At 65.7% G+C, this 14,927-nt stretch carries 11 protein-coding genes; 5 read left to right on the top strand and 6 right to left on the bottom strand.

Annotated features, from left to right (window positions below; genetic code table 11):
* Nucleotides 1–45 precede the first annotated feature (45 nt).
* Genes AN936_RS07525 through AN936_RS07510 form a run of 4 tightly spaced genes read left to right on the top strand, consistent with a single transcriptional unit; the run spans nucleotide 46 to nucleotide 4,259 of the window.
* Entirely contained in the window at nucleotides 46–831 is a 786-nt protein-coding gene (locus AN936_RS07525; RefSeq protein ID WP_054587602.1) for a uracil-DNA glycosylase family protein, read from the top strand.
* Nucleotides 832–834: 3 nt separating this feature from the next.
* Complete coding sequence (locus AN936_RS07520; RefSeq protein WP_054587601.1) at nucleotides 835–2,604, top strand: lytic transglycosylase domain-containing protein; 1,770 nt, start codon at nucleotides 835–837, stop codon at nucleotides 2,602–2,604.
* Nucleotides 2,594–3,118: a molybdenum cofactor biosynthesis protein B gene (gene moaB, locus AN936_RS07515; RefSeq protein ID WP_054590157.1), complete on the top strand. Its 525-nt coding sequence runs from the start codon at nucleotides 2,594–2,596 to the stop codon at nucleotides 3,116–3,118. Before AN936_RS07520 ends, moaB begins: the two co-directional genes overlap by 11 nt.
* A gap of 46 nt (nucleotides 3,119–3,164) precedes the next feature.
* A complete protein-coding gene (locus AN936_RS07510) occupies nucleotides 3,165–4,259 on the top strand; it encodes a PA0069 family radical SAM protein (protein WP_054587600.1) in 1,095 nt (364 codons plus the stop codon).
* Here the strand turns inward: AN936_RS07510 and AN936_RS07505 are convergent.
* Complete coding sequence (locus AN936_RS07505) at nucleotides 4,256–5,860, bottom strand: long-chain fatty acid--CoA ligase (RefSeq protein ID WP_054587599.1); 1,605 nt, start codon at nucleotides 5,858–5,860, stop codon at nucleotides 4,256–4,258. The genes AN936_RS07510 and AN936_RS07505 overlap by 4 nt on opposite strands.
* Before the next feature lie 119 nt (nucleotides 5,861–5,979).
* Nucleotides 5,980–9,468 carry a DNA polymerase III subunit alpha gene (gene dnaE / locus AN936_RS07500; RefSeq protein WP_054587598.1) on the bottom strand — a complete coding sequence of 1,163 codons (3,489 nt, stop codon included), beginning with the start codon at nucleotides 9,466–9,468 and terminating at the stop codon, nucleotides 5,980–5,982.
* 117 nt (nucleotides 9,469–9,585) lie between these two features.
* Between dnaE and AN936_RS07495 the strand changes: the two genes are divergently transcribed.
* Entirely contained in the window at nucleotides 9,586–11,286 is a 1,701-nt protein-coding gene (locus tag AN936_RS07495; RefSeq protein ID WP_054587597.1) for a sulfatase-like hydrolase/transferase, read from the top strand.
* A 3-nt stretch (nucleotides 11,287–11,289) separates the two neighbouring features.
* Here AN936_RS07495 and AN936_RS07490 read toward each other — a convergent pair whose 3' ends face one another.
* The 4 genes from AN936_RS07490 to AN936_RS07475 all read right to left on the bottom strand — a co-directional run bounded on the left by AN936_RS07490 (nucleotide 11,290) and on the right by AN936_RS07475 (nucleotide 14,901).
* Nucleotides 11,290–11,766, bottom strand: coding sequence for a glutathione peroxidase (locus AN936_RS07490; protein ID WP_054587596.1), 477 nt, complete (start codon nucleotides 11,764–11,766; stop codon nucleotides 11,290–11,292).
* 26 nt (nucleotides 11,767–11,792) lie between these two features.
* Nucleotides 11,793–12,470, bottom strand: a complete 678-nt coding sequence (locus AN936_RS07485; RefSeq protein ID WP_054587595.1) for an ABC transporter ATP-binding protein — start codon at nucleotides 12,468–12,470, stop codon at nucleotides 11,793–11,795.
* Nucleotides 12,463–13,713, bottom strand: a complete 1,251-nt coding sequence (locus AN936_RS07480; protein WP_054587594.1) for a lipoprotein-releasing ABC transporter permease subunit — start codon at nucleotides 13,711–13,713, stop codon at nucleotides 12,463–12,465. The genes AN936_RS07485 and AN936_RS07480 overlap by 8 nt, the downstream gene beginning before the upstream one ends.
* Nucleotides 13,714–14,217: 504 nt before the next feature.
* Nucleotides 14,218–14,901 carry a Crp/Fnr family transcriptional regulator gene (locus tag AN936_RS07475; RefSeq protein WP_054587593.1) on the bottom strand — a complete coding sequence of 228 codons (684 nt, stop codon included), beginning with the start codon at nucleotides 14,899–14,901 and terminating at the stop codon, nucleotides 14,218–14,220.
* Between the last annotated feature and the right edge of the window lie 26 nt (nucleotides 14,902–14,927).

Here is a 14,927-nt window from a genome sequence, read left to right as displayed (position 1 = left end):
CCCGCCAATTGACGCGTCCGTCAACTCTCTGTTTGAAACAAATTCATGGGTGGGCAGAAATCGGCCTTGCTGGCGGAAAGCATTTGCGACTGGTGGTCGCTGGCTGGCGTCGATGCGCTCGTCGGCGAAGAGCCGGCGGGCTGGCTGGTCCTGCCGCCGGCGAATGATGCCGCTCCTCCGAAACTCAAGGCGCCCGCCGCCGAGCCCGAAGCGATGCCACTCCCGGCCGCGCTCCAGCGGCAGGAAGCGCCGATAACGCCCGCCGCCAAGGGTCCCGTCGTTTTTCCGGAAGACTGGGCCGCATTCCAGACCTGGCTTGCGGATGATCCCGACGTTCCGGGCAGCCAGTGGGATGCCCGCCGCGTCCTGCCCGCCGGAAATCCCGGCGCGCCGCTTATGCTGCTGACCGCCTGGCCCGAGGTGGACGACCAGCGCGATGGCACCCTGTTTGCGGGTCCCGCGGGAACGTTACTCGATGCGATGCTCCGCGCGATCGGCGCCAGCCGCGCCGACTGTTATGTCGCGAGCCTCGCCATCACCCGGCCGCCGGGCGGCCGCTGCGACGAGCGTGACATGGCCGACCTCGACCGGCTGCTCTGGCATCATCTGCGGCTTGCGGGCCCCGAACGGCTCCTGCTGATCGGCAGCGACATCGTGCGCATGGCCGCGAACATCGCGCTTGCCGATGCGCGCGGAAGGTTACTCGATGTTAACCAAGATGGCCGCAAGATGGAGACAGTGGCCGTCGCGCACCCCGCGATGCTGCTGGCCCGGCCCGCCCACAAGGCGGCGGCCTGGGATAGCCTCAAACTGTTCAACCGGGGACGTTGACAGATGACGATAAAGACAATTTTTCTCTCCTGCACTCTTGCGGCCTCCGCAATTTGCGCCGCGCCCGCCCTCGCCGCCGATGCGGGCGACCGCGACCTGACCGCGCAGCCGCAAACCGTGCCCGACATATTATCGTCGAAACAGAAACAGCTTTATACACAGATCGTCGCCGCGATCCGCGGCCAGCGTTGGGCCGAGGCCAAATCGCTCCTCGACAGCGCCGACCAGGACGCCAAGGGGGGCCCGCTCAACGATTTCCTGCGCGCCGAACTGCTCACCGCACCGAACAGCCCCCGCGCCGAGGTCGCCGATATCATGCCGATCCTCGCGCGCTCGCCGCAATTGCCGCAGGCCGAGCAGCTCGGTCGGCTCGCCGCCAAGCGTGGTGCGACCGACCTGCCGACGCTGCCGATGCAGACGCGCCTCTCATGGGCCGGCAGCGCGCCGCGCCGGCTGGGTGCCGACAGCGTCAGCGATCCGGTCGCTGCGCGCCTTGCCGCGACGATCCCCGACCGCATCAAGAATGACGATCCGGCAGGCGCCGAAGCGCTGCTGGGCGCCGTCGCCGACCAGTTGACGCCCGAAGCGCGCTCCGAATGGACGCAAAAGGTCGCCTGGTCCTATTATATCGAGAATGACGATCAGAATGCGCTGCGCCTGTCGCTCGCCTGCACCGCGGGTGGCGGCGCATGGGCGACGCAGGGCGCATGGGTGCAGGGTCTCGCCTCGTGGCGCCTTCACGATTACCGCACCGCGCTTGTGGCCTTCGACCGTGTCGCCAAGGAAGCGCCCGACAGCGAGACGCGGGCCGCGGCCTATTATTGGGCCGCCCGCGCCGCCATCGCCGCCGGCGAGCCCGCGTCGGTCCAGCCGCGCCTGCGCGCCGCCGCGGCGAACGAGGAAACGCTCTACGGCCTGCTTGCCGCCGAGACGCTGGGCGTTGAAACGACCAGCCAGCGCGAGAATGTCCGCGCCGACCGCAGCGCCTGGCGGGCGCTTGAGGATCTTCCCAACGTTCGCATCGCGATGGCGCTCGCCGAAATCGGCGAGGATAAATATGCCGGCGAGGCGCTGCGTCATCAGGCGCAGATCGGCAATCCCGAACAGCATGCCCAGTTGATCGGCATGGCGGGCGCACTCAGCCTCCCCGAAACGCAGCTCTATCTCGCGCACAATACGCCGCAGGGCCGCAAGCTCGCGGCGCAAACGCGCTACCCGCAGCCGAAATGGGAACCCAATGGCGGCTGGAAGGTCGATCCGGCGCTCGTTTTTGCGCACACGCTGCAGGAATCGCGGTTCCAGCGCACCGTGGTCAGCCCGGCTGGCGCCTTCGGCCTGATGCAGGTGCTGCCCGGCACCGCGCGCGACGTGGCGCGCTGGCGCGGCGACAGCGGCACCGGCGACCTCCGCATCCCGGCAGTCAACATGGATTTCGGGCAGAGCTATCTGCAATATCTCAGCCGCGACGGCGCGACCGGCGGCCTGCTGCCCAAGGTTATCGCCGCCTATAACGCCGGCCCGGCCCCCGTGGCGCGCTGGCAGACCGAGATCCGCGATCAGGGTGACCCCCTGCTCTACATGGAATCGATCCCTTATTGGGAGACGCGCGGCTATGTCGGCATCGTGCTGCGCAATTACTGGATGTACGAAGCGCAGCAGGGCAAGCCGTCGGTCAGCCGCGCCGCGCTCGCGCAGGGCAAATGGCCGCGCTTCCCCGACGGCAAGGACCGCGTCCGGCTAAGCTATGCCGGCGGCCTCGCCGATGCCAATTGACACGACCCTCGAGTTCCGGCCCGTCCGGATCGCCGTCCTGACGATTTCGGACAGCCGCAGCGAAGCCGACGACAAATCGGGCGACAAGCTCGTCGAATTGCTGACCGATGCCGGTCACATCCTCGCCGCGCGCGCGATCATCCGCGACGAGGGCGACCTGATCGTCTCGCGGCTGCATAACTGGATCGACGATGCCGAAGTCGATGTCGTGATTACCACTGGTGGCACCGGCGTCACCGGCCGCGATGTGACGCCCGAGGCGCTGCACCGCCTCGACGGCAAGGATATCCCTGGCTTTGGCGAGCTGTTCCGCTGGCTCAGCTATCAGAAGATCGGCACCTCGACGATCCAGTCGCGCGCCTGCGCGGTCGTCGCGCGCGGCACCTATATCTTCGCGCTGCCCGGTTCGACCGGCGCGGTGACCGACGCATGGGAAGGCATTTTGTCGACCCAGCTCGACAGCCGGCACAAGCCCTGCAACTTCGTCGAGCTAATGCCGCGGCTCACCGAATAGCGCATTTGTTCTTTCTTTGTTCTCATCGGCGCGATATTCTCGCCCGATGGAATCAACCAAACCCCTGCCCCCGATTGCCGGGCGCGGCGCGCCGACCAATTTGCGGCCGACGCGCACCGGATCGGCCGAGCGGGTTGCCGACGGCGACTGGCTCGACGCCGCCGAAGATATCGACGGTGCGCTGCTACCACTCCGCACGACGGTGACGGTCGAGCACCCGAAGACGATTATCGCGCGCAACAGTTCGCCCGACATCGGCTTCGACCGTTCGATCAATCCCTATCGCGGCTGCGAGCATGGCTGCATCTATTGCTTCGCGCGCCCGACGCACGCCTTTCACGACCTGTCGCCGGGGCTCGATTTCGAGAGTAGGCTGTTCGCCAAGCCCGACGCCGCAAAGCTGCTGCGCGCCGGGCTGGCAAAGCGCAATTACAAGGTCGCGCCGATCGCTATCGGCACCAACACCGACGGTTACCAGCCGATCGAACGCGAATGGGGCATCACGCGCCAGATCGTCGAGGTGCTCGCCGAAACCAGGCATCCGCTGCTGATCACCACCAAGTCCGACCGGCTGCTCCGCGACATCGACCTGCTCGCGCAGATGGCGGCCGACAATCTGGTCGGGGTCGCGATTTCGGTGACGACGCTCGATCCCAAGGTTGCGCGCACCCTCGAACCCCGCGCCCCGCATCCGCGCCGCCGCCTCGCCGCGATCCGGGCGCTGATCGACGCCGGGGTACCGACGCAGGTCAATATCTCGCCGATCATCCCCGCGATCACCGATCACGAGATCGAGGCGATCATGGGCGCTGCTGCCGAAGCGGGCGCAATCCGCGCCTCCTATATCCTGATGCGCCTTCCTCACGAGGTCGCGCCGCTGTTCCGCGCCTGGCTCGCGGCGCATTATCCCGACCGTGCCGACAAGGTGATGCACATGGTGCAGGATATCCGCGGCGGCCGCGACAACGACCCGAATTTCTTCACGCGCATGAAGGGTCAGGGCGTCTGGCCGCAACTGATCCGCCAGCGGATGAAGCGGGCGGCGCGCGAACATGGCATGGACAAAAGCTTCCCGCCGCTCCGCAGCGACCTGTTCCGACCGCCCGAACGCGACAGTCAGATGGAGCTGTTCCGGGCCTAGGCCGCAGCCAGCGACTTTAGCTTGTAATCCTTGTAATCGTCGCGGAGCTGCCGCTTGAGTATCTTTCCGGTCGCGGTGTGCGGCAGTTCGTCGACGAACACGACCTCGTCGGGCAGCCACCATTTGGCGACCTTGTCGGCCAGATATTCGACGATCGCCGCCTCGCTGACCTCCGCGCCGGGTTTGCGGACGATGAGCAGGATCGGCCGCTCGTCCCATTTCGGGTGATAGACGCCGACCGCGGCGGCTTCCTGCACGCCGGGCGCGCCGACCGCCGCATTTTCGAGCTCGATCGAGCTGATCCACTCGCCGCCTGACTTGATGACGTCCTTCGCGCGGTCGGTGATCTGCATGACGCCGTCGGGATGGATCACCGACACGTCGCCGGTATCGAACCAGCCATCGTCGTCGGCCGCATCCTCGTCGGCGCGGAAATAGCGCTGGATGATCCACGGCCCGCGGATCTGCAACCGCCCGCTCGACACGCCGTCGTGCGGCAGGACATTGTCTTCGTCATCGACGACGCGCAGCTCGACCCCGAACGGCGGACAGCCCTGACGGCAGACGACATCGACGCGTTCGTCGAAACTCATCGCGTCCCAGTTCCACGGCTTCTTGCCCATCGTCCCGATCGGCGAGGTTTCGGTCATGCCCCAGGCATGCGCGACATCGATGCCAGCGTTCATGAAGCGCTCGATCATCGCGCGTGGCGCGGCCGACCCGCCGATGATCACGCGCTGGAGTTTGCCATAGCCGATGCCGGTGGCATCCATATGCGCGAACATCGCGATCCACACCGTCGGCACGCCGGCGCTGTGCGTCACGCCTTCGTCGTGCATCAGGTCGCACAGCACCTGCGCATCGTTCGTCGCCGAAAACACCAGCTTCGCGCCGATCGTCGCAGCGGCGAACGGGATGCCCCAGCTATTGGCATGGAACATCGGCACGATCGGCAGGATCACGCTGCGGTTCGACAGGTCGAACACATCGGGCTGGATCTCGGTGATCGCATGGATGACGTTCGAGCGATGTTCGTAGATCACGCCCTTCGGATTGCCCGTCGTGCCGCTGGTATAGCAAAGCCCGACCGGATCTCGCTCGTCGAGCTGAACCCACGCGAAACGGCCGTCCTCGGCATCGATCAGGTCGCGATAGGACAGATAGCCATCGCGCGCGGGCGCGTCGAACAGGATGAAATGCTCGACCGTCGGTAGCTGGTCGCGCAAGCGTTCGACAATCGGCAGGAAGGCCGCGTCGAACAGCAGTACGCGGTCTTCGGCATGGTTGACGATATAGACGAGCTGCTCGTCGAACAGCCGCGGGTTCACCGTGTGCAGCACCCCGCCCATCCCAGCGGTACCGTACCAGCTCACGAGGTGGTGGCCGTGATTCATCGCGAGCGTCGCGATGCGGTCGCGCTTTTTCATCCCCAGCTTCACCATCGCGGCGGCGAAACGCCGTGCATCGGCACCGACTTCGCCCCAGGTCGATCGCGTCAGGCTGCCGTCGGCCCAGCGCGAAATAATCTCGCGTTCGCCATGCTCGCGCGCGGCATGATCGATCAGGCTGGTGACGAGCAGCGGCTGGCCTTGCATTCCCATCGTGGCACCTCTCCATTTATCTTTGGACAAGCGATAGGTCGGGAAAGGCCTTCGGCGCAAGCACCGGATAGTCACCGCGGTCATTCCCGCCGGGTATGGCCAGCGCCCGAAGACGTCGCCTAACGGACCCGGAACTCGCGCGGCGCGACCAGCGACAGCGCGGCGTCGGTGACGCCGCCGATCATGTCGAGCCGCGCCACGACATCGGGACCCAGCGCAAAACGCCGCCCCAGTTCGACGCGGATATCCTCGTCGGTCAGCGGATCGCGGGTCGAAAGGATCACCCGCCCGCGCGCATCGTCACGGTATTCGAGCAGCTTCGCGATCTCCGCAACCGCTTCGGCCAGCTCGACCCGGCACGTCAGTTGCAGCGCCGCCGTCGCGGCGATGTCCACTAGCGACTGCGCCCCACGCACCGTCACGCGCGGTGTTTCCTCGCCTTCGAGCAGATCGAGCTCGACCGACAGCATCGCGCAGCCGCCATCGGCTGCGAGCGCCTCAAGCGTCTTGCCCGCCGCCTCGTCGAAACAGCTCGACTGGAACTGGCCACTGCGGTCGGACAGCGTCAGATTGAGGAAACGGTTGCCGCGCTGCGACACACGCGGACGCGCGCTTTCGACCATCGCCGCCATCACCATCGGGATGCGCGTTCCCGGCGTCATTTCGACATTCTCGCAAATGTCGCCATAACTCCGCGCGCCGCGCGCCGCGATGATCGCCTCATATTGCTCGACCGGGTGCGCCGAGAAATAGAAACCGAAGGCTTCCTTCTCGCGCGTCATCCGCTCGGCCAGCGTCCACGGCTCGGCCGCCGGAAGCTGGAGGACCGGCATGATCGCGACATCGCCGCCGAACAGACCGCCCTGCCCCGTCGAACGCTCGTGCGCCGAATTGTTCGCGCAGGCGAGCAACGCTTCCGCGCCGGCATAGGCGCGCGGCCGTTCGGGCTCGACCGGGTCGAACGCGCCGCCGCCGGCGAGCGCCTCGATCTGGCGCCGGTTGAGCAGCTTGGGATCGATCCGCGCGGCGAAATCGTCGAGGCTTGCGAAATCGCCCTTCGCATGGCGTTCGGCAACGAGCGCTTCCATTGCCTTTTCGCCGACACCCTTGAGCGCGCCGAGCGCATAGCGCACCGCCAGCCCCTCTTCGCTGCGGCCCACCGAAAAGTCGGCCTCGCTGTCGTTGATCGACGGCGGCGCCACCTCGACCCCCAGTCGGCGCATATCGTCGATGAAGATCGACAGCTTGTCGGTCTGGTGGCTGTCGAACGACATCGACGCCGCGAAGAATTCGTGCGGATAATGCGCCTTCAGCCACGCCGTCTGATACGACAACAGCGCATAAGCGGCGGCATGGCTCTTGTTGAAGCCATAGCCCGCGAATTTGTCGATCAAATCGAACAGTTCGTTCGCCGCCTTGGCGTCGATATTATTATGCTCGCCGCAGCCCTTGACGAAGGTGTCGCGCTGCGCGTCCATCTCCGCCTGCACCTTCTTGCCCATCGCACGGCGGAGGAGGTCGGCACCGCCCAGGCTGTAGCCGGCGAGGATCTGCGCGGCCTGCATCACCTGTTCTTGATAGACGAAAATCCCATAGGTCTCGGCAAGGATTCCTTCGAGCAGCGGGTGCGGATAGGCGATCTTCTCGCGGCCGTTCTTGCGGGCGCCGAACAGCGGGATATTGTCCATCGGCCCGGGGCGGTACAGCGCGACGAGCGCGATGATGTCGCCGAAATTGGTCGGTTTGACCGCCGACAGCGTGCGCCGCATCCCTTCCGATTCAAGCTGGAACACGCCCACCGTCTCGCCGCGCTGGAGCAGTTCGTAGACCGCGCTGTCGTCCCACGCGAGCGCATCCAGATCGACGTCGATCCCGCGCAGCGCCAGCAGCCGCCGCGCCTCTTTCAGCACCGACAGCGTCTTGAGCCCGAGAAAGTCGAATTTCACGAGGCCCGCGCTCTCGACATATTTCATGTCGAACTGCGTCACCGGCATGTCCGATCGCGGGTCGCGATAGAGCGGCACGAGCTGGTCCAGCGGCCGGTCGCCGATCACCACCCCCGCGGCGTGGGTCGAGCTGTGCCGCGGCAGGCCTTCGAGCTGCTTGGCCATGTCGAACAGCCGCCGTACCCCGTCGTCCTGCTTATATTCGGTCATCAGCTCGGCGACCCCGTTCAACGCACGGTCGAGCGTCCACGGGTCGGTCGGATGGTTGGGTACGAGCTTCGCGAGCCGATCGACCTGCCCATAGCTCATCTGGAGGACGCGGCCGGTGTCCTTGAGCACCGCGCGCGCCTTCAGCTTACCGAAGGTGATGATCTGCGCAACGGTATCGCGGCCGTATTTCTCCTGCACATAGCGGATCACTTCGCCGCGCCGCGTTTCGCAGAAGTCGATATCGAAATCGGGCATCGACACGCGCTCGGGATTGAGGAAGCGTTCGAACAGCAGGCCCAATTTCAGCGGATCGAGGTCGGTGATCGTCAGCGCCCAGGCGACGACGCTGCCCGCGCCCGAGCCGCGTCCCGGCCCGACCGGAATATCGTGCGCCTTCGCCCATTTGATGAAGTCGGCGACGATCAGGAAGTAACCGGGGAACCCCATCTGGACGATGACCCCGACCTCGAAGTCGAGCCGCGCAATATAGGCGTTGCGCTCCTCTTCGGTTAGTTCGGGAATCAGCGCGAGCCGCGCGTCCAGCCCCGCACGCGCGTCGGCGGCGAGCTGCGCCGCTTCGCCCTCGCGGTCGCCGGCCAGACTCGGCAGGATCGGTGCACGCTTAGGCGCCATATAGGCGCAGCGCTGCGCGACGACGAGCGTGTTGTGCATCGCCTCGGGCAGATCCGAGAACGCATCCTCCATCGCCTCGGCGGGTTTCAGCCATGCCTCGGGGCTGCTGGTCCGCCGATCCTCGCTTTCGACATAGGCCGACTGCGCGATGCACAGCATCGCATCGTGCGCGGGGTGGAATTGCGGTTCGACGAAGCTCGCAGGATTGGTCGCGACGATCGGCAGCGCGCGCGCATAGGCCATATCGACCAGCGCCTGCTCCGCCGCCTTTTCGGTGTCGTCGCCGCGCCGCGACAATTCGATATAGAGCCGTCCGCCGAACAAGGCCTCGAGCTGTTCGACATAATCGTCCGCCGCAGTCGCCTGCTCGCCCGCCAGCAGCCGCGCCAGCGCCCCTTCGCCGCCGCCGGTGAGGCAGATGAGCCCGTCGGTCTTGCCCGCCAGCGCCGACAGCGTGACGTGCGGGTCCTGTTCGATCGGCCGGTCGAGATGCGCCGACGAGACGAGCGCACAGAGATTGCCGTACCCCGTTTCGTCCTGCGCATAGAGCGCGAGCCAGTCGATCAGCGGCGCGCCGTTCGCCAGCCGCTGCCCCGGCCGCGCAACGCTGAGCATTGCGCCGACGATCGGCTGCACGCCCGCCGCCTTGCACGCTTCGCCGAACGCCATCGAGCCATAGAGCCCGTTGCGGTCGCAGATAGCGATGGCGGGAAAGCCACGGTCGCGCGCCGCCTTGGCGATCGCCTTGGGGTCGATCGCCCCCTCCAGCATGGTGAAACTGGAAAAGACGCGAAGCGGAACAAAGGGGCTATAGGCCATCGAAACAGGCTAGGCGGACGCAATGATTCGGGAAAGGGGCGATTGCCCGTTTGGCGCGCAGACGGAATCTCAATATCTCTGTGGCAATCGCCGCCCTTGACCAGAAAACGGAGCGATATGCGGGCGACGACAGCAAGCCATGCGCACGGCGCAGCCAAGACGATTCTGCTGCTGCTCGCGCTGGCATTTGGCATCGGCGAGATCGCGGCGCGCGTCGCGATGCTCGGAGCGTCGTCATCCTTGCTCTTCTACGCCGCGCTTTATGGCCTTCTCGCGGCGTGCCTGTGGGGCGCGGCGTTTATCCGGCCGGCTCCGCTGCGCTGGGCCTGGGCGACGCTGTTGGCGCTCGCCGCGCTGCTCGTCGACGGTTTCCAGGCCGCCGCGGCTGAGGCGATGAGTTACGACGCCTTCGTCACCATGCTCCATTCGGCGGGCTTCGCCGACGATGCGCTGATGCAACATGGTGCCTCAATCGCCCGGGCGGCAGCGGGCGCATTGCTCGTCCTGCTCGCTATCGGGCTCGAGCCCGGACCGCGGCTGTGGATTCCCCGCACGGTGGCGCTGGCGGCGCCCTTCGCCGGACTGGCGACCCTGACCACCCTGCTGTTTTTCCGCGGCGGCGAAGGCGCGCGGGGCCTGCCCGGCGCGTGGGTCGGAACCTCCTATGCGGCGCTCTATGCGATCGAGATGGTGACCGAACCGGTCCCGCCGCGCCAGCCGGTGCGCCTTGTGCCGAAACCTTCAGCCGCGCGGGGTGACGTCGTGCTGATCGTCGATGAAAGCATCGCGGCGCGCTATCTCGACATCAACGACCCCGCCGGGGTCCGCTCGGGCCTGAAATCGCCGCCCGGCAACGTTGCCGTCGGCAATTTCGGGATCGCCGCGTCGATCACCAATTGCAGCTACGGCAGCAACCTCACCCTTCGCTACGGCGGCACGCGTGACGGATATCAGCGGCAGAATGCCGCGCTGCCTTCGATCTTCGCCTATGCAGGGCGCGCGGGCTTCGCGACGACCTATATCGACGCACAGCGCACCGGCGGCGCCTATCAGAACGGCATGGACGACGCCGAGCGGCGCGACATCGACCATTTCGTCCAGTTCGACGACACGCCGGTCGTCGATCGCGACATGGCGGCCGCGGACGCGCTGATTGCGCTGCTGGGCAACGGCCGCCGCGACTTCATCCTCGTCAACAAGATGGGCGCGCATTTTCCGGTGGCGGACAAATATCCCGAGACCGCCGGCGCCTTCCAGCCGGCGTTGCCGCGCGGCGAAACCGCCAACGTCACCGAAATGCGGCTCCCCGAAAATCTGTTCAGCGGCGCCGAGGCGTGGCGGCTCTATCGCAACAGCTATCGCAGCACCGTCGCCTGGACGGTCGGCGCCTTCTTCGACCGGCTGTTCGCGGGCGCCCGCCTCGACGGCGCGCTGATCGTCTACACCGCCGACCATGGCCAGAACCTCCACGAACGTGGCGATCCCGGTACGACGACGCATTGCAGTCCGTTTCCGGAAGCCGAAGAGGGCGCCGTGCCGCTCGTCGTCATCGGCGATGACGATCGCTGGGCCGCCGCTGCCAAGACCAACTTCGACGCGTCGAGCCATTACCGAATCTTTCCGACCCTGCTCGGCGCCATGGGCTATGATCGTGACGCGGTCCGGCGTCTCTACGGCGAAGCGCTCGATTCGGCGCGCGCCGACCCCGCCACCTTCAATAGCCTGTTCAACGCCCGGCTGGGACGCAAGCCGATATGGGTCGAGGTAAGGCGCAGCGCCGTGGCGCGCCCGCCCGCGACCGATTTCGACGCACGCTAACGATCAGCCGAGCAGTTCCTCGATTTCCTTGCGAAGCTGCTCGGGCTTCGTCGTCGGGGCGTGGCGCGAGACGGTCTTGCCATCGCGATCGACGAGGAATTTGGTGAAATTCCATTTGATGCCGCTGCCGAGCAGGCCGGTCTTTTCCTTCTTCAGATGCTTGAAGATCGGATCGGCATCGTCGCCGTTGACATCGATCTTCGCCATCACCGGAAAGGTCACGTCATAGGTCAGCGAACAGAAATTCGCGATCTCGGCCGCATCGCCGGGCTCTTGCGCACCGAACTGGTTGCACGGAAAGGCCAGGATCTCAAACCCGCGATCCTTGTAATCGCGGTACAATTCTTCCAGCCCCTCATATTGCGGGGTGAAGCCGCATTTCGAGGCGGTGTTGACGATCAGCAGCACCTTGCCCTTGTAATCGGCCAGCGACTGCGCGCCGCCGCCCGGAAGCTTCGCCGAAAGATCGTAGAGTGCCATATTCCGTCCCCTGCCGTCGGCGCAGACTAAACCTCTATTCGCCCTTCGTGCAAGCGCAGCACGCGGTCCATCTTTGCCGCCAATCGTTCGTTGTGTGTCGCGACCAGCGCCGCCGAACCATGATCGCGCACCAGCTTGACGAACTGGTCGAACACGCGGTCGGCGGTCGCCTCGTCCAAATTGCCGGTCGGCTCGTCGGCGAGCACGAGCAGCGGCCGGTTGGCGAGCGCGCGCGCCACCGCCACGCGTTGCTGTTCGCCTCCCGACAACTTGCTCGGTTTGTGATGCAGCCGCTCGCCGAGCCCCAACCGGCCGAGGAGGTCGGCGGCGCGTTCCTCAGCGTCGGCCTGCTTTGACCCACGAATCAGTTGCGGCAGCACGACATTCTCGATCGCGTTGAAATCGGGGAGCAAATGGTGGAATTGATAGACGAAGCCGATCTTCTCGCGCCGCGTCTTCGTGCGCTCGCCCTGCCCCAACCGCGTGACATCCTCGCCATCGATACGGATCGTGCCGTCGAAACCGCCCTCGAGCAGCCCGACGGCTTGCAGCATCGTCGACTTGCCCGACCCCGACGGGCCGAGCAATGCGACGATCTCGCCGCGCTTCAGATGCGCATCGACGCCGCGCAACACTTCGATCGTGACATCGCCCTGGGTGAAGCTCCGCTTCAAAGCCGCGAGTTCGAGAACGACGTCACTCATAGCGCAGCACCTGTACGGGATCGGTATTCGCCGCCTTGTACGCCGGATAGAGCGTCGCGAGGAAGCTGAAGAGGATCGTCATCACCGCGATCAGGGTGATTTCGAACGGGTCGGGCTTCGACGGCAGCTCGGTCAGGAAGCGGATCGACGGGTCCCACAGCTGCTGCCCGGTCAGAAACTCGACCCCGCGCAGCACGCCCTGCCGGAAAAACAGCGTGGCGAACCCCAGCGCCATGCCGACGAGCGTACCCGAAACGCCGATCGCAAGCCCGATGGCGATGAATATCCGCATCACCGCGTCGCGCGGCGCCCCCATCGTGCGCAGGATCGCCATGTCGCGCGTCTTCGCCCGCACCAGCATGATCAGCGAGGAGATGATGTTGAACGACGCGACGAGGATGATCAGCGACAGGATCACGAACATTGCGACGCGTTCGACCGACAGCGCCTCGAACAGGCTGGCGTTCATCGACCGCCAGTCGGAGATGATCGCCTGCGCCGCCACCTTTTCGGCGAGCGGCTGCAGGATCGTGCCGACCTTGTCGGGATCGGTCACTTTGACCTCGATCATCCCGATCTGGTCGCCGGTCAGCAGCAGGAGCTGCGCATCCTCCATCGGCATGACGACATAGGCCTTGTCGAAATCATAGACGCCGATCTCGAACACCGCCGACACGCGGTAGCTGATCTCGCGCGGCACCGTACCGAAGGGCGTCGAGCGGCCGGCGGGATTGATGATCGTCAGGTTCGACCCGACCGTCGCGCCAAGATTGCGCGCCAGTTCGCTGCCGATCGCGATATTGCCCGAATTGGGGGTCAGCGAATTGAGGCTGCCCTGCAATACTTTGCCGCCCAACGTCTCGTTCTTGCGGATGTCGGGAACCGTCATGCCGCGAACCAGCACGCCCTCGACCCGCCCGCTGAAGGTCGCGAGCAAGGGCTGCTCGATCAGCGGCGTCGCCGACACCACGCCGGGCGTCGCCTTCGCTTCCTTGAGCACGCCCTGCCAATCGTCGAGCCGGCCGCCGAAGCCCTGCACCACCGCATGGCCGTTGAGCCCGACGATCTTGTCGAACAGGTCGGCGCGCACGCCGTTCATCACGCTCATCACGATCACCAGCGCCGCGACACCCAGCATCACGGCGGTGAAGCTGAACGCCGCGGCGACGAAGATGAAGCCCTCGCCGCGTTGCGGAAGCAGGTAACGCTTGAAGATGGTGCGTTCGTACGGACGCAGGATCATGAGGCGGACGGCCTTTTCGGCGCGGGGCGCATTGCGGTCATGCCGCCCGCTTTAGGGAGCGCCGGTAGCGCTGGCAATGGCCGCCGGAAGCGAGGCATTGTTGCGAGAGATTCGCAAAATATGTTGCCCATCGGCCACAGGGCGGGGCAAAAACCGTCTGGGATCGTTCGCAAAGGGTGACAAGCCGCCCTCTACGCCCTAGCCCGATGACTTCTGGTTCAACGCGGCCCAAAGGCCCGGCTCCAGGGAGTGCAGGCCATTCGCCTGGTCTGCGCAAAGGGGGATGGCGATGTTCGTCACAGGCGCCCGGGTCTCGAAGGAGGCCCGGGCGTTGTGATTCCCAGATAGCGATCCATTACTTCGACATTGGGTGGTGAGCAGACATAGCTCCACCCATTTTCGTCATCCCGGACTTGATCCGGGATCCACTGCGGCGCCCAAGTCATGGGCCCCGGAGTCCGGGGTGACGATGAAGGAAATGTCCGAGTCCGGCCGGAAGCCGCCTTACCCCTCGCTCTCGCTGATATCCTCCAGCATGTCGGCGTCGAGCACGCGCACCCGGCCTTGTTCGAGCGAAATCACGCCCGATTCTTCCCAGCTCTTGAGCTGGCGGTTGATATGCTCGCGGCTCATCCCCGCAAAATTGCCGAGTTCGGTCTGGCTCAGTTCGACGCGCTGCGATGCCTCGGCATCCTTGCGAATCAGCCGCTTGAGATAGCGCGCCAGCCGCGGCCCCGACGCATAGGCGCGGTCGCTTTCGATCGTCTGGTCGGCGGTGCGCAGGCGGCGTGCGAGCTGCTGCATCAGCGACCAGGCGAATTCGGGATGGCTAGTTGCGAAATCGCGCATTGCGTTGCGGCCGAGCTGGAGCGCACTGCCGGCGCTCGTCGCAGTCACCGACGCGGTGCGCTCGCCCCCATCGAGGAGTGCGATCTCGCCGAGCACGGCGCCCGGTTCGGCATAAGCCAGCACGATCTCGCGCCCGTTCGCGGTCAGCATCGACACGCGCGCGCTGCCCTCGGTCAGGATCAGCAGGCTGTCGCCGCTATCGCCCTGACTGAGCAATTCCTTGCCCTTGACGAAATTGATCTGGACCGCACGGCCCGCGATATCGGCCCAGTCCTGAATCGACAGGCCGGAAAAAATACTCTCGGGGCCCTGCAATTCGGCGAGTTTCGCGTGATCCATGCCCTGACCCTTTTCTGCCGTCGGTC

The organism is Sphingopyxis macrogoltabida, assembly GCF_001307295.1.
GTDB classification, from domain to species: Bacteria; Pseudomonadota; Alphaproteobacteria; order Sphingomonadales; family Sphingomonadaceae; genus Sphingopyxis; species Sphingopyxis macrogoltabida_B.
Note: the sequence above shows the minus strand (reverse complement) of the source record. Positions and strands in the feature narration are given on the sequence as shown.